Source organism: Aneurinibacillus uraniidurans, assembly GCF_028471905.1.
Lineage (GTDB): Bacteria > Bacillota > Bacilli > Aneurinibacillales > Aneurinibacillaceae > Aneurinibacillus > Aneurinibacillus uraniidurans.
In genome coordinates, this window is sequence record NZ_CP116902.1 from 271145 (window position 1) to 294942 (window position 23798).

Genomic DNA, 23798 nt, shown 5'->3' on the forward strand with positions numbered 1-23798 from the left:
CGAATACAAGTTGTCGAAAAAGAAAAATTCAGGAGGATTGATGGAGGCATGGAGGAAAAAAACTCCGAAAAAAAACGAAACATAGTGGTTTATGCGATGGTTGGATTAGCGATAGCAGCGATTGCTGTCTCCAGTATAGCAGGAAGCGAGCAGGATGCAGCATATAAGCAAGGAGCACAGCAATTTCAGTCTGCTATCCAGAAGATGAATCAGAAGGATTATTCGGGTGCAGAGAAGGATTTGCAGAACGTCATTACCCAATATCCAGATAGTTTTGTCGTTCAGTGGCAATACGGTGCAAGCCTGGCCGGACAGAAAAAATATCAGGAAGCGAATGAATGGTATGTGAAGGCAAGAAAACAGCGACCGTTTCTTGTGCAGAATCAGAAATATGCACTGCAATATGGAGAATTACTGATTCATCTGCAAGATTATAAGAAAGCAGAGCGCTACTTGCAGGAGGTACAAAAGCTGAATAAGGACCCGCAATTGTCTGCACAGGCGACAGTGCTGCTTCAGGAAGTTGCAGCAAAAACAAAATAATTAAAAGGGGAAAGGATACGTGAGTACAAAACAAAAATTAAGTATCGATCAAATGCTCAATCTGGAAGGACAGAAGAGTGTCGATCGTATGTTAACCGGATTGTTATTTTTTATGCTTATATTTGTTCCGCTATTGACTCGGGTAGCTGTGATTGATTTTGCTTCTCCTGTTATTAGTGGAACAGCTTTAGATTCAGGGATGAAGGCAGATGTTTTTACGTACTATAAATTCATTTGGCTGCAAATTGTAACAGGGCTTTTGTTACTTGGCTTTTTGTATAAAATGATCGCAAAAGGATATGTAATTCCAGCGAGCTACATTAACATTCCACTTTTGCTCATGTTCGTTTTTACATCGCTTTCTGGGATGCTCGCAGAAAATAAGATGATTGCAATGTTTGGTCAATATAATCGACATGAAGGTACACTTACATATCTCATCTATTTTACATTGTTTTTTATTGCCGCTAACATCCTGTACACAGAGAAACGCGTTCAGATGCTGGTGTATGCTACTTACTCTCTTTTACTTGTGAACGTTTGTCTGGGAATTGCATATTTTTATGGGGCGAATCTTTTAGACAATGCATTTGTTAGAGGACTTTTACTGCCTTCCGGTATAGATCAGCAATCGATAAACGGCTTTTTTAATAGCACTATTAACAACCCCAACTATGTAAGTGGGATTGGTGGCACGCTTACGGTCTTATTTTTGGCTAAAGCTATGTTTTCTCATAGTGTAAAAGAAAAAGTGTTTGATCTGTTAGGGGCATGTTTCGGTTTTACTTTGGTATTAACATCGCTTTCGACAAGTGGTTTTTTCACGACTGTAGTTATGATTCCTGTTTTAATCCTGTTGCTTGCATTTGGTCGTCGGAAAAAAGAAGGGATTATAGTACTGGCAGTAGCAGCTCTTCTGTTTTCTAGTATTTTTTCTATTCTTGCGAAACATAATCCTCGAGTATGGAATGAAAGTCTTGGATTTTTCCTTGGTTCATCTGAGAAGAAAATTAGTATGGAGCTATATAAAGAGGGGACAGAAGAGGGTAATCGAGTTAATTTGGAGCAGTCACTTTTTGGCGTTCAGGTAGCATCGGCAGCAGCTGATGCCAATACAGAAGATGAATTTAATCTTCCGCCACAGCAATGGTCGGCCGGAACAGGGCGTACGTATATTTGGTCAAAAACACTGGAACTTGTAAAGCAACATCCGATTCTTGGACTCGGAATGGATACGCTAGCGTATCATTTTCCGCAGGATGATCCGTATAAAAATTCTGGACTTAATGATGCAAATACCATTGTAGACAAGCCACACAATATGTACATCGGAATGGCCTACGGTTCCGGAGGAATTGTGTTGCTAGCCTTTTTATTTATGGGGCTTCAACATATTTGGCGCAATCTTGTACTGATCAAGAATAAAATTGACACAGAGCGTACCGGCTTACTAGCTGCTCTATTTGCCGGATGGTGCGCATATCTTGTTCAGGCACTATTTAATGACTCGATTATTGGTACAGGATTTATTTTCTGGACTCTGTTTGGTGTGGGAGTAGCGTTGATGCGTCAGGAAGAAAGGGAAAAAGAATCTGTCTAAAAAATTTGAGAGTAGCTGCAACTTTTTAGAAATAACATCGTCTAATTATGTGTAAGTTAGAAAAGAGATCAGAAGATAAGGGATTCGGCCTGAGAATTTTCTTGAAGAAAAAATTTTCGAGACTGTGCAACCTTTTCGATTCTACCTCGTCTAACAAGTATAGAAGGAAGCACAATGGTGTCTTCTATTCTAAAAAGCAATGAGCTAGAACTGTAAAATTCGGTATTTACTTCATAGAGAAAGCAATGTATACTTTCCTATGTGAGAATCGAATCTAGTAGATTCTGGCAAATGCAATTCTTCATCTTATTCTGGTTCATAGCCACTCGCAAGCAGAAACAGATAAAGAGCTCTACTCCAGCGGGAGAGATGAAGATACATATGGAGGCGGGCTCAAAAGATAGACAATACTCTCAACCGAAAATAGCGAAATATGTCCTTCAGGTGAAGGAATGCACGGAAGCACGTATTTCGTAAATCATATTTTAGGAGGAAAAGCGAAATGAACAAAATGTTAAAAGTTCTTTCCACAACAGCGTTATTAGCTTCTGTTGCAGCTCCGTTTGCTGCACCAGTAAGCGCGAAAAGTGTAAATGGTATCGACCGTATTGCTGCGGTAGATAAAGATTTTAATTTCCACGGAGCATCAACTGTTCCAAACCTCAGCGTTAAGGAAGATAGCGATTTTGCTGGTGACTTCGCTTCTGGCGATACTTTCCGTCTTGCTCTTTCTACAGGAGCTGAGTGGAATTACTCTGACAGTGCTTGGACTCCTGTTGCCGGTGGTAAAGCACAAGTAAAGAAAATCAGTGATTCTACGTTAGAAGTTCAAGTAACGGCTACTGGTGCAACAGCAGGTGTTGATGCGCTTCAAATCCCTATGGATGTTAAATTAGATGGTGCATCTGGTGAGCTGACAGTTAAAGTTGATGGACGCGATAGTGCTGTAACTGGTGGAAGTTACACATACGCTGTTGCTTCTAATGGCAAAACAGTTGCTGTAGCTGAAGATGTTAAAACTATCGGTAAAAACGGTACCCTTGGTACTATTCGTATCGATGAAACAGCTATCGGTGCTGTATCTGGTAACCACACTATCAAATTGAAAGCTCCGTCTGGCTATATCTTCACGGGTGCTACTGCATCTTTCGGTGGTGATTATACAGGTTCTGGATTAGGAACTATTACTGCTAGTGATCGCGAGATTACTATCCCTGTTAATTTGAACGTTTCTACAGCAAATCGTGGTTCTATCTACATCGTACCAACTATCAAAGTAGACACAGCTAATCCTGGCGATATCGTAGTATCTGTAAGTGGTACAGCTGGATCTGGTTCTAAGGGATCTATTTCCGATGCTGATGTAACTCCAGGTAAATATGCAGATTGGGACGGAAACCTGAAAATTGATGAAGTGAAGGAAATCGTTTCAGGTAAAGTTGATGACATCAAAACTGGTGAAATCACACTTAAAGAAAATGTTCCAGGTTCTTTCCTTGCTAACCGTGACATTGATGTAGAACTGCCAAGCTGGGTAAAAGTTGTTGGCGTAACAGGTTTCGATAATACTAATGCTCCTGGAACAAAAGCTGCTTTTACTTCAATTGACGGTAAAAAATCTAAGCTTACTATTACAATGGGAGATAAAACTTCCACTACTAGCAAGCAAGAGATTAAATTCAAACTTCAATTGAGTGTTCAAGCAGATAAAGCAGGCGATATCGAAGCTGAATTCAAAGGTGCAGGTCTTTCTGGTCAAAAATTAGTTATTGCTAAAGCAGTAGCTCCAGTTTCAGCATCTGTTGAAAAAGTGGAAAATGTAAAAATCGGTACACAAGCACAATCAGTTGGCGATCTTGTAATTACAGAAAACAAAAAAGAAGCTATTGAGAAGAGTGCAGAATCTTTCAAAACAACTTTAAGTGGAGCTGCTGGAACTAGCTCACAGACACTTGATGTAGATACTCCAACTACTGGGGTTGTCACTGTTTCCCTTCCAGCTGGCGTAAGTTTTGCTAAATTGCCGACAGTTGAAGTTGTAGATGGAAATGGTGAAATTGAAAAAGATGGTGTGTCTCGTAAAGATAACAACGGTACACCGAATGGTAAACTCGTACTTCAGGTTAAATCAGAAAGTACTAAACCTATGAAAATCAAACTTTCTGGCATTCAATTGACTGTAGACCGTACAGTTCCAGAAGGTGACATCGAAGCGAAAATCGGTGGTAGCGCAATCGTGGAGAATGCTGCAACTGATACAGTAAAAGCAGGTCAATTTGATACTGGCACAGCTGCTAAAGTTGTTCTGGCTAAAACTGTAACTCCAGCTCCAGCTGATACTACAGCTTCTAACATTGTATTCAAACTGAACAGCAAAACATTCACTATTGATGGCAAGGAAGTTACAATGGATGCTGCTCCGCTTGTAGCTTGGGACCGTGCATTCCTGCCAGTTCGTTTTGCTGCTAACGCGTTGAACGTATCTGATGACAACATCATCTGGGATGATAAAACAAGCACAGCTACAATCTTCAAAGGCGATCGCGTAGTTGTTGCTAAAGTTGGCGACAAGTTCCTGACTGTAAACGGCGCGAAAGTTCCGATGGATGTACCAGTATACCGTAGCAAAGCTACAAACGATCGTGTTATGATTCCAGTTCGTTACCTGTCTAATGCTCTGGGTGCGGATATTCAATGGAATCAAGAAACTAACGAAATTACAATCAAAACTGCAAAGTAAGATTGATAATTTTATAAAAAGAACTCCCATTAAGGGAGTTCTTTTTCCTTATAAATAATTTTTAAGGGGAATTGGGATATGAAAAAAATACCTGCATTTGTATTATCAAGTGCATTCCTATTGGCATTAACTGCACCTGTTTATGCTGATCAATCTCAAATAAATAAAGACCAAATTTCTTCTGTACAGCAACAACAGACACTTACGTATGAACAAGCAGTTGATAAGGCCTTTAAAGCAAGTAACGTATTGAAGAACTCTGAGATGGATATTGATCGTTCATATGAGATTCGTGAAAAGGTAGGCGATTCAGTTAAATATACTCCTACAGGTCCTGGGAATGGGGCTGGGGATGCATATGGTATTGGTGCTTTGAAGGGACTGGCACAAGCGGATATGGCTTGGGATTTAAATAAAAAAAATTATGAGCTTACTAAAGACCATATCGCATATACTGTAAAGCAAGCATATAATAATGTTTTACAAGGACAAAAACAATTAGAATTAGCTAAAGCTTCTTTAGATAATCAAGCATTGCAGACAACGATTATTCGAACTAAAGTAGAGTATGGAACGGCAAGTAGTTTTGATTTAACTCAGGAAGAAAATAAATTACAAGCAGCTGAAGAACGGGTAAAGTTAGCAACAAAAGCGTTACAAGATTCTTATGAAAAATTTAACAACTTACTTAATTTGCCTAAGGATACACGTCTTGTACTCACGGATGAACCTAAGTTCACAACTTTTGCACAAACTGAAGAACAGATGGAGCAACATGTACGTGATATTATAACAAGTAGTACAGCCGTATGGGCTGCTGAGCAACAGGTCAAGCTGAAACAGTTAGATATAGATCTATATACGTACAATGTTCAGGGCTCAACCCCGTATAAGGCGGCAGAGATCGATGTACAGAAAGCTTCTAATAACGCAGAAGATACAAAGAAGAATCTTGCTAATGGAATCAGGAGTATATATTTAAATATTAAACAGCTTGAAAATCGCTACCAAGAATTAAATGTTGATTTAGCTAATGCGCAGAAAACACAACAAATGGCACAAATACGTTATAATCTAGGAATAGGAATCAAAGCAGATGTGTTGAATGCGGATCTTGCTGTAAAGAGTAAACAAAAAGATATTACTGATGTACTTTCACAGTTAGATGTACTGAAAGTAGCATATGATAAACCATGGGTAGCAACAGGAGCTAGTACTTCATCCTAAAATTAAATGTAATTTATATACTTGACCTCATTTTGAGGTCTTGTTTTATAATAAAGATAAAAAGGGAGGGATTTTTTTGTTGGTTAGATATAGACAGTTAGTTAGCGGAATTATTATTGGAGCTGTTACGGCAACGTGTGTAAGTGTTTTTGGGGCATCTGTTGACCTCCCTATAATTAACGAAGTGATTAAATTCGAGTTCAATGAGAAACAAAAAGAACTTCCAGAGGGATATAGCGTACTACAATACCAGGGCCATACATATGTACCAGCAAGGTTTATAGCAGAGGAATTAGGGGCGAAAGTAGATTGGGATGAAAATAAAAAAACTGTGAAAATAACAAAATCAACGATTCAACCACCTGTAGATTCTGGGGTTCAATATGAAAAAATTCCAGTTACGTATACGAAAGACGGCATCAGGATAGAGATATATAGTATGGTATTAGAAAAAAACCGTACAATGTTTTATTTAAACGTAAAAAATACACTTGAACAACCTATACAATTGCAGCAAAGCAAAGTATCTCTAGTGACTGAAGGGAATGAAAAGTACACGTCCGACAAAGTAGATACAAATATTTTATTTCCAAAAGATATGACATGGTATAATGACGTCTTAAAAGATGAATTGAAGTCAGGATTTATTTTACTTCCTCCTTTAAAAAATGAAGAGAAAAAAGGGATCGTACACCTTGAGTTTATTGAAAATGACGGAAGTGGAAAAAGTTTCTCGTTTGATATTCCTATTACTTGGTGAAGAAAAAAAGCAGGTTCTATGAGAACTTGCTTTTTTCTTGCTATAAATTAGGTAATTAAGGTATAATACAGAAGTATTTATTTCGCATTCGAAATACTTATTTTATAAATATATCCAGAAAGGAGATCGTCATGAGAAATGCATCCCGGGAGATTCATCTACTGCTGCGCCAGATTAACCAGCGTTTCTTTGAACTCGTCGCCCGTGAACTCTGCGAAGTCGGCATCACAGCTCCGCAGCTAATCGTCCTGCGCTGCTTCAAAGGCGGAAAACGTCTGCGGATGTCGGATCTCAGTAAGCAGGTAGGCCTATCGAACAGCACCGTCTGTGGAATCGTTGACCGACTTGAAGAAAGGGGATACGTCCGTCGTTCCCGTGATGAAGAAGATCGCCGTGTCGTCTGGGTACAGGCGCAGCCGAAAGCAGCGGAGCTAAAAGAACATGTTCCGATTTTACAGGATGAATACAGCGAATTTTTTCTCTCTGGGATGACAGAAGAAGATACGGAACGTTTAATTCACACGCTCACACTATTTTCTAATCATTTACTAGAAAAGCTCGAACATAAAAAATAGGTGTTTTTTGCCCACTTATTTCGTGTTCAAACTATTTGTTTTGGAATGAATTTGATCCATACATATCACAGATAAAAACTAGAGGTGAAACAATGAAACGAAAAGCAGTCCTTACGATTCTGCTTGCGCTTATGGTTGTCAGCGGCGGCGGAATTGGTTATTACTACTGGTACCAGGGAGCGCACTATGTGAAGACAGAAGATGCGCGTATTCAGGGCGATCAGTATCGAATTATGCCGCAAATTACCGGGGAAATAACGCGAATTCCTGTCGAAGAAGGGCAGGTTGTGCAGCAAAATCAGGAAATCGCGGAGCAGGATACGTCCAATATCGATGCCAGCATGATTGATAAAACCATTCTCCGTGCGCCGATTTCCGGAACGGTAACGAAAATATTTAATAAAGAACATGAGATTGGCTCACCAAGTCAGCCGGTTGCGCTGATGGTCGATACACACGCGTTATACGTGTCGGCTAATATCGAGGAAACATACATTACCCGTGTGAAAGCAGGCCAGCCAGTTGAGGTAACGATTGATACGCTCGGTGGCAAGAAGCTGATGGGAAAAGTGCGCAAGGTGGGTACGGCATCGAATTCTACGTTCTCGCTCGTACCGGCTGTGAATACAAGTGGGAACTTCAATAAAGTCACACAGCGGATTCCGATTGAAATCGCGATTCAACAACCATCTGATGTTCAGTTAATTCCGGGGACGAACGTAGAAGTCAAAATTCGCGTGTCGTAGAGAGGAGGAGAAGCTATGGCAGCAGCAACAGTAAGTGCTCCTCCTAAAGAGTCAGCCGGGTCTCCCTGGCTGGCGCTGCTGGCGATTATTGCCGGGGCGTTCGTCGCAATTCTGAACAATAGTCTCATTAACGTCGCGCTTCCGAAGCTGGTGAATGTATTCGGCTCGACAACGGAACGGATTCAGTGGGTTCTGACCGGGTACATGCTTGCATCAGGGGTCATTATTCCGATTAGCGGCTTTATGGGAGATAAGTTAGGCTATAAGAAATTTATGATTATCGCACTCGGGGTGTTTACGGGCGGTACGGCGCTTTGTGCAGTGGCATGGAGTGATACGTCACTCATTATCGCGCGGGTTATTGCCGGACTGGGTGGCGGGGTAATTATGCCCCTCAGTATGACATTGGTGTATAAGATTATGCCGCGTGAACAGATCGGTACGGCACTCGGTCTCTGGGGGATCTCCGCGATGGTAGCGCCTGCGGTCGGTCCGACGTTGAGCGGGTATTTGATTGAATGGTTTAATTGGCGATTTTTGTTTATTATTACTATTCCCGTCGCTTTGTTTGCGATTTTGATGACGTGGGTGCTTTTGAAGGAGACAGAGCGTCAGGAAAATATGCAGTTTGACTGGAGCGGATTTATTCTAACATCCTTATCAGCAGGTACATTGCTGTATGCACTGAGTAACGGGAAGACAGCAGGCTGGACATCATTTGAGATTATCGCCTTATTTTTTATTTCATTCTGGTCGCTTGTGTTTCTTATCTATGTGGAGACAGGCAAAGACAACCCGCTCATTAATTTAAGCTTGCTTAAGAATTTTCGTTATACGTTGAGCATTATTACGGGGAGTCTTGTGATGATCGGCATGTATGGCGGGGTATTTCTTACACCGCTATTCTTGCAGAACATTCAGGGGGTGTCGCCGATTGATACGGGGATTCTCCTGATGCCGCAGGCGATTGCGATGGCGATTATGATGCCGATCTCTGGTAAGCTGTTCGATAAGGTTGGGGTTGTGCCGATTGGGCTTGTGGGCATTGCGCTCACGAGTGTCATGTCGTATGAGCTACATCGGTTGACGGCAGTGACCTCACATGAATGGTTGAATCTGATTTTGACGATTCGAGGCATTGGAATCGGGCTTTGTATGATGCCGCTCTCCACAGTGGGGATGAATGCGATTGCGGCGACGGCACCGCAGGAGATGGGGAATGCGTCTTCTTTATCCAATCTTATCCGTCAGGTAGCGGCGTCGTTCGGGATTGCGGTGCTGACGACGATTATGCAGAATCGTGCGTCTCTGCATTTTGATCATATGCGTGAGTTGGTTACACTCGATGCAGCCTCAACCGTACAGGCTTATTACGGAACAAGCGGGATTAGTACGTTAGCAGGAATGATGCAGCTCGATGCGACAGCGCGGGCGATAGGAGATACGTTCCTTGTCTCGTCCATTCCATTATTTATTTCGATTCCGCTTGTATTGTTATTCATTCAAAGAAAGAAAGCGGCACCGCCGCAACCAGAAATCGGGAAAGAAAGGGAAGAAGCATGAGGAAATTCAAGATGAGAGCAGCGGTACAGATGGTGGCGCTAAGCGCACTTGTAGCAGCAACAGCGGGATGCAGCACGAATGCAAAGGAAGCATCGCAGCAGATGACAGTCGTTCCGGTGAAAACGGTGAATGCGCAACAAGGAATGATCGGAACGGGTAAAGTGTATACAGGAAGCGTTATGCCTTTGCAAACAGTAAAGGTAGTACCGAAGACAGCGGGGAAAATTGAGCAAATGGCTGTCGATGTCGGTACACCCGTGAAGCAAGGCCAGGTGTTGTTTAAACTCGAAGATAAAGATCTGCGCAATACTCTAGAGAAAGCAAATGCGGCGGTAGCAGCAGCGGAAGCGGGTGTGGATTCAGCACGAGCGGCGCAGGAATCGGGTGTCGTTCAGGCGACAAGCGGCGTGGTTCAATCGAAGAATGGCATGATTCAGGCGAAGAACGGCATGGTGCAGGCACAAGGTGCGATCACACAGGCACAGAGCGGTTTGGAGCAAGCGCAGAATGCAGTGACAGATGCACAGAATGGGCTGAAAAAAGCGAAGCAAAGCCTGACGGATGCAACGACGCAGCTGAATCGTACAAAGCAGCTGTATGAGAGTGGTGCGGCATCGAAAGCACAGCTGGAGCAGGCACAGACAGCGCTTGTGACGGCACAAACAGGCTATAGCAGTGCAGAAATCGCACGCAAGGGAGCGGCAGAACGACTGAGTGCGGCGAAGAAAAGTTTGGATGTAGCACAGAAATCATATGCGAATGCAAGTGCTACATATGCGAACTCGACAAGCGGTTATAGCAATGCCCAAAGACAAGTAGGGGTAGCAAGCGGCACAGCAGGTATTAAGGCGAGCGAGCAGTCGGTTCGTCAGGCGCAAGTAGCGGCGTCCATCGCGGCTGATGCGCTTAATGATGCGACTGTTACGTCTCCGATTGATGGGATTGTAGCTGTGAAGAACAATGAAATAGGCGAGCTTGTGTCGCCACAGTCACCGAATCCAGTGCTTGTGGTAACGAACTTGAATACGGTGAATGTGCTGTTCTATGCATCGAGCGCGGATCTAGCGAATCTTCACCCGGGTATGAAGATGAATGTGAAAGTGGATGCCATGAAGGTCTCTGCGATCGGAACGGTGAAGAGTGTGAGTCCGGTTGATGAGAAGGGGAAAGGCTATCCGGTTCAGGTGAGTGTGCCAAATCCAGGGCTGAAGCTGCGTGCCGGTCTGGTCACTGAGCTAACGGCGATCGCAGATGGCGCGAAGCAAGGCGTAGTTGTTCCGTCTTCGGCACTGGTGAAAGAGCAGAACAAAGCATACGTGTATGTGGTGAACGGCGATCGTGCGAAACGCAAAGAGGTACAGATCGGAGAAGAGAAATCCGGTAATGCTTTAATTACGGGCGGATTGAATGCAAACGATGCAGTCATTACGGATAACGTGGTGCTGCTATCGGATAATGCGAAAATACAGGTACAGCAATAAGAGAAGAATCCGAAACAAAGATAAGAGAGAGAAAATATAAGGATGATCAGAGGATGGAAAGGGCATGAGCCTTTTCTCACTTTTAGATCGTTCTCGTATTTTCTCTCTTATTTTTTGTAGAATAACGGTAATTTTTGTAGAAACAATGCGAAACTTGCGATGAATACGCTCTCTTTTTCTGCAGCATTTTCCTTTATAATGTTTATATATTCAAAATTTGATATTTTTTTCAAATGAAGGGAGGCGTACAATGTTTGAAATGGTCGACTTGAAACGAGCCGTGGAAAGGTTTGCGCGGGAGGGTCATGTGTTCTATCCAGATCAGGCAGAGGGGATCGGCGAGGTAACGGTTCTTTGTATGGGGGAAGAGAAGGTGTATGTTCCGTGTACGACGACACAGTTCCGCCGGAAGCTGAGCCGGGAGTTCTTCAAGGATGAGCGCTTGCTGCGTGATTTCGCATATGAGACGCTTGGGAAGCGTAAGCATCCTCCGTTCGTGCTGCATGAAAGTCTGGTGCTAGTCCCATTCTGGTACCCGTGTTTTGATAATCCTGCGCATCGTACGTTGTACGCATGTCTTTCCTCGATTAGATTGTACGCAACCCATGAAGAGCAGCGGCTAAGTTGTATAGTGATGTTCAAAGATCGGCATACCATTACTCTTCCGTATTCGATTGGAACGGTGAAGCAGCAGATGCGCTGTGCCGAGCACTTGCTGATGAAGTACAAATTGAAAGGTAGAGCCTCGTATTGAAATTGATACCAATCAGGAGATGGGACCACTTTTTTTGATGGCTATCGAAGGGATAGCGTGTAGATTTATATGTGAAAAAAAGAACATGATCGTTTCTATCGTTCCATAGCGCCCGGCAGGATCTGTGGTCAGCACGTATGATGAAGGTGCGCACATAATTGGCAGGGCCGGCCCTCCTCGGGAGGGAACTTGGATGGATGAGAAGAAATGGACATGTTTTTTTGCAGAGGTAGAACCGCTTGTCGATCGAATAACAGCGCGGTATGCACCTGGTTTCTGGCGGGAAGAGGCGAAGCAGGTAGCTCGTATTGCCTGCTGGCAGCAGGTACATCGGTATGATGCGGGGCGTGGGGCGAAGTTATCTACCTTTTTGTTTGTGATTATAAGGCGTGCGCTGGCTGATTTTTATGAGCGGGAAGCGTTGTGGCGCAGTCGTCATGTGTTTCCGGGGTCCGGGGATGAGGAGGAAGTGAACTGGGAGGAAACACTGGTAGCTGTAGAAGAGCCGATGGACGAAGCACTCGTCTGGGAGAGCTGGATGGGGCTTGTATCAGAAGCGGAAGCTGCCTGCTTAACCCTTCACATTCGGGATGGATTGTCGCTGAAGGAGGTGGCTGTGCGCCTTGGGATGACGTATGAGGCGGTTAAAAAGCAGAAGCAGCGTGCGCTAGCACGGTTGCGTACTCGTTCCCAATTTCCTGTCCCTTCTTCTTTCGTAGCAAAAGAGATATAATAAGCATGAGTCCAGAAGGAGGAGTATGTGTCATGTTATCATTTTTTAAGAAGCTTCGCTCCAATGAGCCTAAACAGGAAACAGAAAACGAATCTGTAATAGAAGAAACGAATGATACACCTGTAGAAGAAGCGGCGCCAGCTGTTCTGCCTCTGCATTTTCCAGAGGATGTAGATACAGGAATCTCAATGGAGGAGCGGTATGTTTTGCAGTTCTTCGTCGGTGAGCTGCCGGAGATGGCGAAAGATGAACTTGCCATTGATGGATACAAGCTGGTTCAGGATGAAGCGGGTATGATGCTGCAGGCGATTCTCCGCAATAACATGGATGCTGATATCGAGATTGGTACCGTGCCGATGGTGCTGATTGATGCGCATCATAACATGGTAGCACGCACCGTGTTTGATCTGACAAGCTTTGGTGAGATTCCGGCACGTACGGCGATGCCGTGCCGCTTCTTCCTGCCGTATAGTGATTTTCGTGTCGAGCAGGCAGATTTCTCGAATTGGATGGTCGGGTTCCATATGGAAGATGGCCGCGTGATGCGGGCCGTGACGGAACTTGATTTTGAACAGAGCGGGGATTTCTCGCAGGATCAGTATGTAGAAGCGCAGGATCAACAGGTGCTTGATGCGATCGAGCGGGCGATTCATGAGACAGAAGGCCAGGTCAATATGTTCGGTACGTCACTCGGTCAGGGTGAGCATGGCGAGCTGGTGGTAGAGCTTCTGCTGCGTAACGGCAAGGATGAGGTTGTAGAGCTGACGGATGGCATGGTGTTTACGGTGCTGGATGCAGCCCGTGATGTGGTGGCGTCACAGGCGTTTGATTTCTCGGCTGTGAAGGTGGAGCCGAAGTCGGTACAGCGTCTTGTGCTGGAGTATGATGCGGCGGCTTTACAGAAGGCAGAGCCTGATTTTAGTGAGTGGTCAGTTGATGTTAAATAAGTGATTTTGTACTACCTGCATCTTTTTGAATAAGATACAGGTAGTATTTTTTTGTTAAATATTCATAAATTTCCGACTATATGCTATGATTAGATCATACAAAAAATAAGTAGGTAGTATTGCAAGCGTGTTGATTGTCCACGGTTACCCATTAACTTTTCCTCAGTAAGTCCGATATTTCGTAAAAAACGATGCCTCCCGCAGACAGAGTTCCCTTCTTTAGTTTTCACTTGAACGTAATAAACGTCAAACGAATGCTTTTCCACTTTAAGGTCTCTCGATACATCCAGCGAAGAAGAATATACGTGATTACAGCACAACAAAGCTGACCATCCACCGCATTTTGTGTGGTCTCAAATCGTCCAGTTACATTGAATTGTTGCTTAATTTGGCGAAAAAATGTTTCTACGCCCAACGAGACTGTTGCATCTTTGCAGCGGATTTTTTTCGGTACATATCTATTAGGAGGGGTACGATGAAGATGTATAAAAAAATATTCAAAGTGTGCTCAAGTACATTCCTGGCCAGCACGCTTGTTTTATCAGTCGGAACAGCCGCATTTGCTCAGGCTAAAGACGTAGAAAACCACTGGGCGAAAAATCAAATTACGAAATGGGTAGACGCTGGTTATGTGACGGGTTATGAGGATGGAACCTTCAAGCCGGATAATAGCATCACCCGTGCGGAATTCATCCGACTGGTTAATCAATCATTTGATTTTACAGAAGTGGCGACGATTGCCTACACGGATGTTTCTCCGAGCCAATGGTTCTATAGCGAAGTAGCAAAGGCGAAAGCGGCAGGCTACATCAGTGGCTATGAAGATGGGACGATGAAACCGAATGACAAGATTAGCCGTCAGGAAGCCGCCGCTATTATTCAGCGCTTATTGAATCTTCCAGGAACAGAAGCGAGCTCTTTCCAGGATGGGCAGACAATTGCTTCATGGGCTAAAGGGGCAGTTGGCAGTGTTGCAGCCAATAAAATTATGAATGGGTACCCGGATGGAACATTCAAACCGGCTAACGACATTACACGTGCAGAGTCTATTGTAACACTCGATAAAGCGGTGGGGGATAAAGGAACAGATTCGCCGGTAACACCACAAGCGCCAAGCAAAACGTACGATAAGGCTGGTACATATGGGGCAGCTGCAGGTAAAACAGATACGATTCAAGGTGATGTGATCATCAGTGCGGCTGATGTGAGGCTTCAGAATATGGTGATCGATGGCAACCTGTTCATCGCGGAATCGGTCGGTAGCGGCAATGTATATCTGAATAATGTGACGATTAAGGGCGCAACAACGGTTAAAGGTGGAGGATCGAACTCTATCTATGCCGCAGATTCTACACTGAACAAAGTTGTTGTGAATAAGAACGATGTGCATCTAGTAGCATCCGGTACGACGGTAGCAAGCTCAGTTGTCGTTCAATCAGGTGCGAAGATCGAACAGGGCAGCCTGTCTTCCTCTGCGAAAGGATTCGGTACGGTTTCGATTGATACGGTATCTAGCGGAACTGTGAAGCTGGTTGGTAGCTTTGCCAGTGTAACAGTAGATGGCAAAGCATCGATTGAGCTTTCGAACGGAAAAGTAGAAAGTCTGGATGTAAACAAGGGTGCAGAAGGTGCTTCTCTTACAGTATTGTCTGACGCGAGCGTGAAAAATCTTACTGTAAATGGTGCTGTTAAGGTATACGGTTCCGGCAAGATCGAGAATGCCAAGGTAAATGTAAATGGCGTATCATTTGCGAACCGTCCGACTAATTTACAAATCGCTACAGGTGTGACAGTTTCCACTTCATCCTCAGGTGGCGGTGGCTCTAGCAGCGGTGGAAGCTCTACTACTAAAAAATCATATGCTAACGGGGAAAAGATTAATGTAAACGATCTGTCCGGTATTACAAGTATAGAGATTACGAGTGGAATGGTTACTTTGGATGGAACGATCCCAACTGGTAAGACGGTTACGGTAAAAGCAGGCGCTACGCTTACGGGTACGGGTACGATCAATGGTGATTTAATCTTGGAAAATACAGGGACAACGCTTCGAGGGATTACTGTTAACGGTACAACAACGATTAAATAAAAAATAATTGAATAAGAAGAGGAGAAATGATGCGATGAGTAAGAAGAAACAGGGAAAACTTCCTGCTTTAGCAGTTCTGTCTACAATGGCATTTGCTGGGCTGGTCATGTCGCCTGCACAAGCTACAACGATTGTGAATTCAACATTGAAAGATGTAACGATTGCACCTACAGCTAGTAACGAAGCGATTAGTTTTAATGGAACAACATCTGTAACTGGAAATGTACAGGTAAATGCACCAGTAACGTTAGATGGGGATAGTACTAATGCGCTCCAGAATGCTAATGTTGTGCTAAATACACCAAGCCTGACGACGAATATTCCACTTGGAAGTAATGTAACAGCTACGCAAACTGTTGCAGTCGGTGGAACTCAGGGAGGATCGCACGTTACAATTAAAACCGCAGCACCAGCTGCAGACAAGATTACAGTTACAAATAACAACTACCCAGTTAGTGATAAAGTAGTGGTTACAGGATTAAGCAGCGGCGACACAATCACCGTTTATTATAAGGATGCCACAGCAGTAATTACAACTCAAACAGCTCAGGCTGAAAGTAATGGCATTGCAACCGTAACGATTCCGCAGCTTGGAACTGATGCAGGTACAGTGTGGGTAACATGTACACGCGGCAGCTATACTGAGAGTGACCGAGTAGAAAAAGCGTATAGTGCTGAGAGTAATCTTACTAATTCAATTGAAGTTACTACAGCGTTTGCTAACAACGGGGTTATTCCTGATAAGTATAGTATGGACGGTGGAAATACAAGCTTACCAGTTTCATGGAAGGCAGTTGAAAATGCTCAATCCTATGCCTTAATCATGTATGATCCAGATGCAAATAATTTTGTTCATTGGATGGTGAAAGATATTGATAAGGCAGTAACTAGTATTGGGGAAGGAAAATCTCGGACAACGGCTATACCTGGTTTTGAGTTAACTAATTATTTCGGCGAAAAGGGCTACGGAGGCCCTCAGCCTCCTATAACACATAATTATAAAATTGTTGTTTACGCTTTAAATACAGCAACTATCAACCTGGATGATGTGGGTTTTGGAGTATCAAAAGGTGCGTTTGATGCTGCTATAAGCGGTAAGGTAATTGCTAAGGGTGAAATTACAGGTAAGTTTATACCTCCTTTAAAAGCCCCGGATTACTTAAGTGAGATGGTAAATTTGAAAGGTACCAATACAATAACCTTGAGTTTTAGTCCTGCTTTTGGTGCGGAATCTGTATGGGTTCAACAATCAATTGATAATGGGGTAACTTGGAGAAATTCTACTGTAAAAGAACAATTAACTGCAGAGTCATGGCAAGCAACAGTACAGGATTTAACTGCAGATACGGAATATAATTTTAAAGTATCGGCAAGAAAAGGAAATCAAACGCTAGAATCTGGGGTGTTCACTGCTAGAACAGCACGTAACCTTGCTAATACAGATGCGACGGTAACATCGATTGACTACACAGTAGACGATACAGCAGAAACCATTGAAGGTGTAGCAGCCAATACCGACTTGGCTACCTTTACAGGAAGTCTGACTCCAGCAACAGGAGCAGGCTTGAAAGTATACGAAGCTGATGGTACAACGGAAGTGACTACTGGTAACCTGGCTACAGGCATGGTGGTAATCGTAACTGCCGAAGATGGTACAACGAAGAAAATGTATACTGTAACGGTTTCGGCTCCTTAGAGTAATCAAGTATTAGCAGGAGTTCTCTGGAGATTGGGATTCGTAGAGAACTCCTCTTCTTTGTTAATTATAGCTACTGCATTTTTTATATACTGCCGTGAGTACTATGTGGGCAAAGTCCTTGATAAATGAGGACTTTGCCCTTTTCACATTTATGGCATCACACGTACAATCTCTTTCGCTCCACGCTCATTCACATGATTCGCATCTCGGAAATAGGCATCCTCAAGCGTCGGTGGAATCACAGTGAATAAAGCACCAATCTTTGTTGCCTCCGTTTGCATACGTGTCCGAAAAGCTGCTTGCTGCTGTCCGTACGTTGCTTTCATCACCTGCTCAAAAGCTTGCGTACGTGGCAGTTGAACGATCGTTACCTGTACCCCTCGTTTCGCCAGCTTTTCCATCAGATGATGAAAAGCATTCGCCTGCGGTCCATCCAGACGATAGTCCTTCATCCAGCGGTCAGCTACAATCTTGGCATATGCAGGACCAAGGTGAGCGGGCTCTCGTCCAGGAACCGGCGGCAGGCCCCAGCGGTACTCGTATTTGTCACGTGGCTCCTGTGGCAGTTTTCCGTCCCACCACTGCTTTGCAAGCTGCGTCCACACATCACGCAGCCCGTATGCATACAACAGCTGCCCAAATACAAGATCGGCTTTATCCGCCATACGTGGCGTCTCCATTCGCTCAGACAAGGTAGCGAAGTAGCGGAACTTCGCATCGGATTTTATATCGGTGCTGCTTACCTGATGCTCGTTAACCGCCACGATCACGCGTTGCAGATTAGGCAGCTTGTCTGCTGCCTCTTCATACAGATGCAGCATATCAATGGCTTTTCCGCCGCTTACACTCAGATTGAAAATCTCATCGGGCGCTAGCCCATAGTGCGCCGCAAGCAGTGGCGGGCGGAGTGCATCCATGCTTTGCGAGTCGCCAAGGATCAGCACCTTGATGCGCTCCGGGTTTTGCCGAGCAAGTCGCTCCTGCACATTCGCAATCTGACCGAGGAAGCTGGCCGGACTTACGCCATATAGCGCCGGATTGCGGAATAAGAAAAGCTCAGCTAGCAACAAGAACACAAATCCCCATAAGAAGCCGCGTACAGCCCAGCGTTTTCGAATTGGCTGATTAGAACTGGAAATAGATGAAGTCATGTTTTTCCCCTTTAATCATAGCGATGATAAGCAGGACAATTCCTGCATACACAAGCCCGCGTATCGGGGCAGGAACGAAGCGATGCCAAGTTGCTGCGATTCTGCCTTCATATTTGCGAACCCCATATTCAAGCAGGTGCACCCCGTATAAGATTGCAGCAAGCGTGAGTGGAGCAGACTGAGCGCTTGCCTGTGTGAGCAGACCGGATAATCCGCCAGAAGGTGTGAACATCGTTTTTACGTAGGCGAGTGCGCTTGTTACACTCTCTGCTCGGAAGAATACCCAAGTAATCATAGTGAGATGAAAAAAGACAAAGACAGCTCCCACATGATATAGAGCAGAGATAAGACGCTCGACTGCAGTCGGCGCAGCAGGCAGATAGGCCAGCAGCCGGCGTCGTGCATTCGCATACCATTTATGGGCAATGGACAGCAAGCCGTGCAGCGCCCCCCAGATAACAAATGTCCACATCGCTCCATGCCAGAGTCCAGAGATGAGCATCGCGGCGAGCAGATTTACATCCTGGCGAACACGTCCTTTGCGCGAACCGCCAAGTGGAATGTAAATGTAATCGCGTATCCAGCCTGACAGCGTAATATGCCAGCGCCGCCAAAACTCGGTAGCACTTGCACTAATGTACGGGCTCATGAAGTTCATCGGCAGCCGATAGCCGAACAAATAGCCGAATCCGACCGCCATATCGCTATAAGCGGAGAAGTCCGCATAGATTTGGAACCCGAACAGGTATGCTCCAGTCCAGGCTTCCATCGTTGTTAACGTCCCTGGATTGTGGAAGTACGGCAGTACCATCGGAGCAAGTTGGTCAGCGATCATAATTTTTTTGGCAAGCCCCCATATAATGAGGTAGACGCCGTATTTGAAATCAGCTGGGCTTACCATCAGAGAGGTTGTACGCTCGACTTGCGGCATGAATTCCTGCCCGCGCATAATCGGTCCCGCAAGCTGATGCGGAAAGAACGAAATGAACACCCAGAACCTTAGGAACGAGTGAGCCGGTTCGGTACGTTTCTTATATACATCCACCAGATAAGCGATGAGCTGGAACGTATAGAAGGAAATCCCGATGGGGAGCACGATGTGTGTCCAGAAGCTGTTCGGGGTGACAAACGTCAGGCCGGACAGAGTTTCCAGGTTATGAATGATGAACAGCGAGTATTTAAAAAACGCCAGGTTCATGACGTTCAGGCTGATGCCTAGGACAAGCCAGAGCCGTGCTTGACCCGAACGGATACGGATCTGGCGTGCTAGTAAGTAGGACAAGAACGACACGCTTAGGAACAGGGCTAGAAATCCCCAGCTGGTGGCCCCATAAAACAGGCAGCTGGCGACGGCGAGTATCGTAAGCCGCGCCGGACGAAACAAATGGTAAGCGAGAAACGTAAGTGCGAATAAGAAGAAAAATTCTGGTGTATGAAAAAGCATAATGGTCCTTCCTTTTATAAACGATCATCTGTCATTTCAAACACAAGTATTGTATCATACTGTGCGCAGGAGCATATAGGAGTGCGCCCGGAAAAAGGATAGGACACTTCGTTGTCGAACTAGTATAGAGGGAGAGTTTAAGCCTAGAGAGGAAGTTGACGATTACGTGATAAAGAAACAAGTCGCTACGACGGCGCTAGCAGGTACAATCATATGGACAGCAGCATTTGGTGCAGCTCCCGTATGGGCACAAGAAACACCTGCGAGCGCTTATACCGAGCAGGAAGCGCGCATTCATGAAGTGCTTCAGAAAGTACTGAATGGTCACGTTAACAATAATTTGGATATAAAGAAACTGACAGATGGGGCGATTCGGGGCATCGTGGCTGAAACAGGCGACCCGTACACCGCATACTTTACAGAGGATGAGTTTACGAATTTCATCGGAGAAGTGGAAGGTCAATTCTCCGGGATCGGGATTTATGTGGAGCAGCGTAAGCAGTCATTTTTTGTGGATAGTGTGATCGCAGACTCCCCGGCCAGCAAAGCCGACTTGCGTTCCGGTGATGAAATTGTCGTCATAAATGGAGAGAAGATTGCTGGGAAGACAATTGATGAAGTAACTGAAGAGATGAAAGGGCAGGCGGGTACTCCGGTGGAACTACAAATTCGCCGCCATAATCAGTTGCTTACGAAAATCGTGAAGCGAGAAGATATGCAGACATCTCCGGTAGATAGCATCATGCTCGATGGCAAGATCGGGTACATGACGCTCTATACGTTTTCGTATAATATCGCCGATGTGTTCAAAGAGCAGCTGGCGCGTCTGCAGAAAGACGGCATGAAGAGCCTGATTATTGATCTGCGCGACAATCCTGGCGGTCATATTGAAGGGGCCATCGATATTGCAGATTTGTTCGTTGAGCATGGAACGCTTGTCAATATGGTCAATCGCGATGGGAAGAAACTTTCGATTCCAGCTACCGGAAAAGGGACAGCGATCCCTATGGTTGTCCTGGTGAATGGCAATAGTGCCAGTGCATCCGAGATTTTGACGGGGGCTCTTCAAGATCATCATGCGGCTCGTATTATGGGGACCAAAACATTCGGGAAAGGTACCGTGCAAGAGATTACGCCGCTTGATAAGGGTGGGGTATTGAAGATGACGGTGGAAGAATACTTCTCTCCGAACATGCACAAGATCAATGGCGTTGGCATCGTACCAGACGATGTGGTGCAGAATCCGAATGAGCAGGTCGTAAAAGCCGTCACGTATTTGACAGGTGCTACCTCGCTGCATCTGTTTGCAGATGGCAAAGTTAGCTTCAACGGATTTCCTCCTGCCGTCACGCCATTGGCTAAAAAAGTCAATGGTCGCTGGTACATCGCGCTTCGTCCGTTCGCGCAGGCGTACGGTTATCGGATTAGCTGGGATGGTGCAAAACAGCAGGCAGCACTCCGCATTGGGGAAACCGAGCGTAAATACGCGGTGTCGGGCAACCCGCATGTGCGCAGTGAGAATGGAGCGACATGGGTCGCACTTGATCAACTAGACCGGGATTTTGATGCGATCAGCGTAGAGAAAAAAGAAGCGGAATGGCTTGTTCATATAAAATAGGTAAAAAACCACGACCTTTGTAAGAAATAAACGTATAAGTTAACAGAAAAACACAAAGGGAGGAAGAAGTTGTGAATAAATGGGGATACGGAATCACCGGCGCGGCGTTAGCCTTTACGGTCGGACTCGTATCAGTCGGGACAGCGGCCCCAACTGAGCCAGGAACAGAAGGGGACCCGGTTGTAACGCGCAGTTATGTGGATCAGGTGCGCCAAGAGCTGGTCAAGCTCATTCAGTCATCATCGCAGCCGACAGCCCCGAATAATTCCACAGGTGGTACGGCATCTTACACGGTCGAGAAAGTGACGGCAGGCCAAACCATTACGGGGATGGAAGGGACAGAATTCATTGTACGCACCGGACAAGTTAAAGCGGTGACGCCGGGTGTGGACTATACGATCCCGGATCTGACGAGTGGAACAAGTATGCCAGATGGCGAAGCCGTGCCGCATGACCACCTGCTGCTCATTCCGCGTGCGGATGGACGCGGGCTTACTGTGACAAGTGGCAAAGCAGATATTATCGTGCGCGGCGACTACAAGGTCCAATAGAATGATTGACAGTTAAACAGAAATAAGATATATTCGTCTAGAATGAAGACCCTATATCCCGAGAAGGTGGAGGGACTGGCCCGATGAAACCCGGCAACCTCATGGCCGCATATGGCGGTGAACGGTGCTAACCAGCAGAAGGCATAATTTTTTATGCTGTTTCTGGAAGATAAAGGGCAAAGATTGAGTAAAAATCAACCCTTTTCCAGGTGTGATGCATTTGGAAAAGGTTTTTTACTGCTTTGCAAAATGGGTTCGGGAAGGGACCATCAAATAAATAACAGCAACTAAAAGGAGGTCGTGAATATGGCGCCTAAAAAAGGTCGTTATCTCTTCACATCTGAATCCGTAACAGAAGGACATCCGGATAAGATTTGTGACCAGGTTTCTGATGCAATTCTTGATGCAATTCTTGAAAAAGACGCAAATGCCCGCGTAGCGGCTGAAACATCTGTTACGACAGGTATGGTACTCGTAGCAGGCGAGATCACAACAAGCTGCTATGTAGACATCCCGAAAGTCGTGCGTGAGACGATCCGTGAGATCGGTTACACCCGTGCGAAATACGGCTTTGATGCTGACACATGTGCCGTGCTTACATCTATTGACGAACAGTCTCCAGACATCGCTCAAGGGGTTGACCAGGCACTTGAAGCGCGTGAAGGTCAGATGACAGATGAACAAATCGAAGCAATCGGTGCAGGAGATCAGGGCCTGATGTTCGGGTTCGCGTGCAATGAAACACCTGAACTCATGCCGCTTCCGATCTCGTTGTCTCATCAACTTTCTCGCCGCTTAGCGGAAGTCCGCAAGAACGGTACACTCGCGTACCTTCGCCCGGATGGTAAAACACAAGTAACGGTGGAATACGAAGGAGATAAGCCGGTTCGTGTTGACACAATCGTTATCTCTACGCAGCATGATCCATCTGTAACGCTGGAACAGATCCAAAAAGATCTGAAAGAGCACGTAATTGCTCCGATTGTTCCGGCAAGCCTGCTCGATGAGAGCACAAAATACTTCATCAACCCGACAGGCCGTTTCGTAATTGGCGGACCACAGGGAGATGCAGGTCTTACAGGCCGTAAAATCATCGTAGACACATACGGTGGATATGCTCGCCATGGCGGTGGTGCATTCTCCGGTAAAGATCCGACGAAGGTTGACCGTTCTGGCGCGTATGCAGCGCGCTATGTAGCGAAAAACATCGTAGCAGCGGGTCTTGCAGACAAATGTGAAGTACAAGTAGCGTATGCAATCGGGGTTGCACAGCCTGTATCTATCAATGTTGATACATTTGGCACAGGTAAAGTGGAAGAGGAAGTTCTGGTTGAGCTTGTTCGTAAAAACTTTGACCTCCGCCCGGCTGGCATCATTAAGGAACTCGACCTTCGCCGTCCGATCTACCGCAATACAGCGGCATATGGACACTTCGGTCGAAATGACCTGAATGTACCGTGGGAGAATACAGACAAGGCTGAAGTTCTTAAAAAAGAAGCAGCTGCGTTTATGACAAACTAAAACAAACGAACCAAAAGACCCATCACTGTAATAGTGTATGGGTCTTGTTTTGTTTG

General features: G+C 45.2%; 19 protein-coding genes and 1 riboswitch. Of the genes, 17 read left to right on the forward strand and 2 right to left on the reverse strand.

Features of this window, described 5'->3' with window-relative positions:
* The first annotated feature begins 48 nt into the window (after nucleotides 1-48).
* The 14 genes from PO771_RS01360 to PO771_RS01425 all read left to right on the forward strand — a co-directional run bounded on the left by PO771_RS01360 (nucleotide 49) and on the right by PO771_RS01425 (nucleotide 17454).
* On the forward strand, nucleotides 49-543 hold the full coding sequence (locus PO771_RS01360; RefSeq protein WP_272561525.1) for a tetratricopeptide repeat protein: 495 nt from the start codon (nucleotides 49-51) through the stop codon (nucleotides 541-543).
* Nucleotides 544-562: 19 nt separating this feature from the next.
* Nucleotides 563-2143, forward strand: coding sequence for an O-antigen ligase family protein (locus PO771_RS01365; RefSeq protein WP_272561526.1), 1581 nt, complete (start codon nucleotides 563-565; stop codon nucleotides 2141-2143).
* Nucleotides 2144-2645: 502 nt separating this feature from the next.
* Nucleotides 2646-4883, forward strand: coding sequence for a copper amine oxidase N-terminal domain-containing protein (locus PO771_RS01370; protein ID WP_272561527.1), 2238 nt, complete (start codon nucleotides 2646-2648; stop codon nucleotides 4881-4883).
* 78 nt (nucleotides 4884-4961) lie between these two features.
* Entirely contained in the window at nucleotides 4962-6110 is a 1149-nt protein-coding gene (locus PO771_RS01375) for a TolC family protein (RefSeq protein ID WP_272561528.1), read from the forward strand.
* 76 nt (nucleotides 6111-6186) lie between these two features.
* Nucleotides 6187-6870 (forward strand): copper amine oxidase N-terminal domain-containing protein, encoded by a 684-nt coding sequence (locus PO771_RS01380; RefSeq protein ID WP_272561529.1) that lies wholly within the window; start codon nucleotides 6187-6189, stop codon nucleotides 6868-6870.
* A 131-nt stretch (nucleotides 6871-7001) separates the two neighbouring features.
* On the forward strand, nucleotides 7002-7445 hold the full coding sequence (locus PO771_RS01385) for a MarR family winged helix-turn-helix transcriptional regulator (protein WP_272561530.1): 444 nt from the start codon (nucleotides 7002-7004) through the stop codon (nucleotides 7443-7445).
* A 92-nt stretch (nucleotides 7446-7537) separates the two neighbouring features.
* Nucleotides 7538-8191 (forward strand): HlyD family secretion protein, encoded by a 654-nt coding sequence (locus PO771_RS01390; RefSeq protein ID WP_272561531.1) that lies wholly within the window; start codon nucleotides 7538-7540, stop codon nucleotides 8189-8191.
* A 15-nt stretch (nucleotides 8192-8206) separates the two neighbouring features.
* Nucleotides 8207-9754: a DHA2 family efflux MFS transporter permease subunit gene (locus PO771_RS01395; RefSeq protein WP_272561532.1), complete on the forward strand. Its 1548-nt coding sequence runs from the start codon at nucleotides 8207-8209 to the stop codon at nucleotides 9752-9754.
* Nucleotides 9755-9765: 11 nt separating this feature from the next.
* Entirely contained in the window at nucleotides 9766-11235 is a 1470-nt protein-coding gene (locus PO771_RS01400) for an efflux RND transporter periplasmic adaptor subunit (RefSeq protein WP_272561533.1), read from the forward strand.
* A 250-nt stretch (nucleotides 11236-11485) separates the two neighbouring features.
* The gene (locus tag PO771_RS01405) at nucleotides 11486-11989 is read left to right on the forward strand and encodes a competence protein ComK (RefSeq protein ID WP_272561534.1); all 504 of its coding nucleotides are present in this window, start codon (nucleotides 11486-11488) and stop codon (nucleotides 11987-11989) included.
* A gap of 193 nt (nucleotides 11990-12182) precedes the next feature.
* Nucleotides 12183-12722: a sigma-70 family RNA polymerase sigma factor gene (locus tag PO771_RS01410; protein ID WP_272561535.1), complete on the forward strand. Its 540-nt coding sequence runs from the start codon at nucleotides 12183-12185 to the stop codon at nucleotides 12720-12722.
* A gap of 32 nt (nucleotides 12723-12754) precedes the next feature.
* Nucleotides 12755-13669 (forward strand): SLAP domain-containing protein, encoded by a 915-nt coding sequence (locus tag PO771_RS01415; protein ID WP_272561536.1) that lies wholly within the window; start codon nucleotides 12755-12757, stop codon nucleotides 13667-13669.
* 475 nt (nucleotides 13670-14144) lie between these two features.
* Nucleotides 14145-15758 carry an S-layer homology domain-containing protein gene (locus PO771_RS01420; protein ID WP_272561537.1) on the forward strand — a complete coding sequence of 538 codons (1614 nt, stop codon included), beginning with the start codon at nucleotides 14145-14147 and terminating at the stop codon, nucleotides 15756-15758.
* Between the two features lie 34 nt (nucleotides 15759-15792).
* The gene (locus tag PO771_RS01425) at nucleotides 15793-17454 is read left to right on the forward strand and encodes a YbhB/YbcL family Raf kinase inhibitor-like protein (RefSeq protein WP_272561538.1); all 1662 of its coding nucleotides are present in this window, start codon (nucleotides 15793-15795) and stop codon (nucleotides 17452-17454) included.
* Nucleotides 17455-17606: 152 nt separating this feature from the next.
* On the opposite strand, the gene PO771_RS01430 is transcribed toward PO771_RS01425, so the two are convergent.
* Both PO771_RS01430 and PO771_RS01435 read right to left on the reverse strand, forming a co-directional pair.
* Nucleotides 17607-18608 (reverse strand): hypothetical protein, encoded by a 1002-nt coding sequence (locus tag PO771_RS01430; RefSeq protein ID WP_272561539.1) that lies wholly within the window; start codon nucleotides 18606-18608, stop codon nucleotides 17607-17609.
* Entirely contained in the window at nucleotides 18583-20052 is a 1470-nt protein-coding gene (locus PO771_RS01435) for an MBOAT family O-acyltransferase (RefSeq protein WP_272561540.1), read from the reverse strand. Before PO771_RS01435 ends, PO771_RS01430 begins: the two co-directional genes overlap by 26 nt.
* A 166-nt stretch (nucleotides 20053-20218) precedes the next feature.
* On the opposite strand from PO771_RS01435, the gene PO771_RS01440 reads away from it, so the two are divergent.
* From PO771_RS01440 to metK, 3 genes are all read left to right on the forward strand, one after another.
* Nucleotides 20219-21670 carry a S41 family peptidase gene (locus PO771_RS01440; RefSeq protein ID WP_272561541.1) on the forward strand — a complete coding sequence of 484 codons (1452 nt, stop codon included), beginning with the start codon at nucleotides 20219-20221 and terminating at the stop codon, nucleotides 21668-21670.
* A 71-nt stretch (nucleotides 21671-21741) separates the two neighbouring features.
* On the forward strand, nucleotides 21742-22221 hold the full coding sequence (locus tag PO771_RS01445; RefSeq protein WP_272561542.1) for a hypothetical protein: 480 nt from the start codon (nucleotides 21742-21744) through the stop codon (nucleotides 22219-22221).
* A gap of 50 nt (nucleotides 22222-22271) precedes the next feature.
* Nucleotides 22272-22397: riboswitch (SAM riboswitch) on the forward strand.
* A gap of 130 nt (nucleotides 22398-22527) precedes the next feature.
* Complete coding sequence (gene metK, locus PO771_RS01450; protein WP_272561543.1) at nucleotides 22528-23742, forward strand: methionine adenosyltransferase; 1215 nt, start codon at nucleotides 22528-22530, stop codon at nucleotides 23740-23742.
* Nucleotides 23743-23798 lie beyond the last annotated feature (56 nt).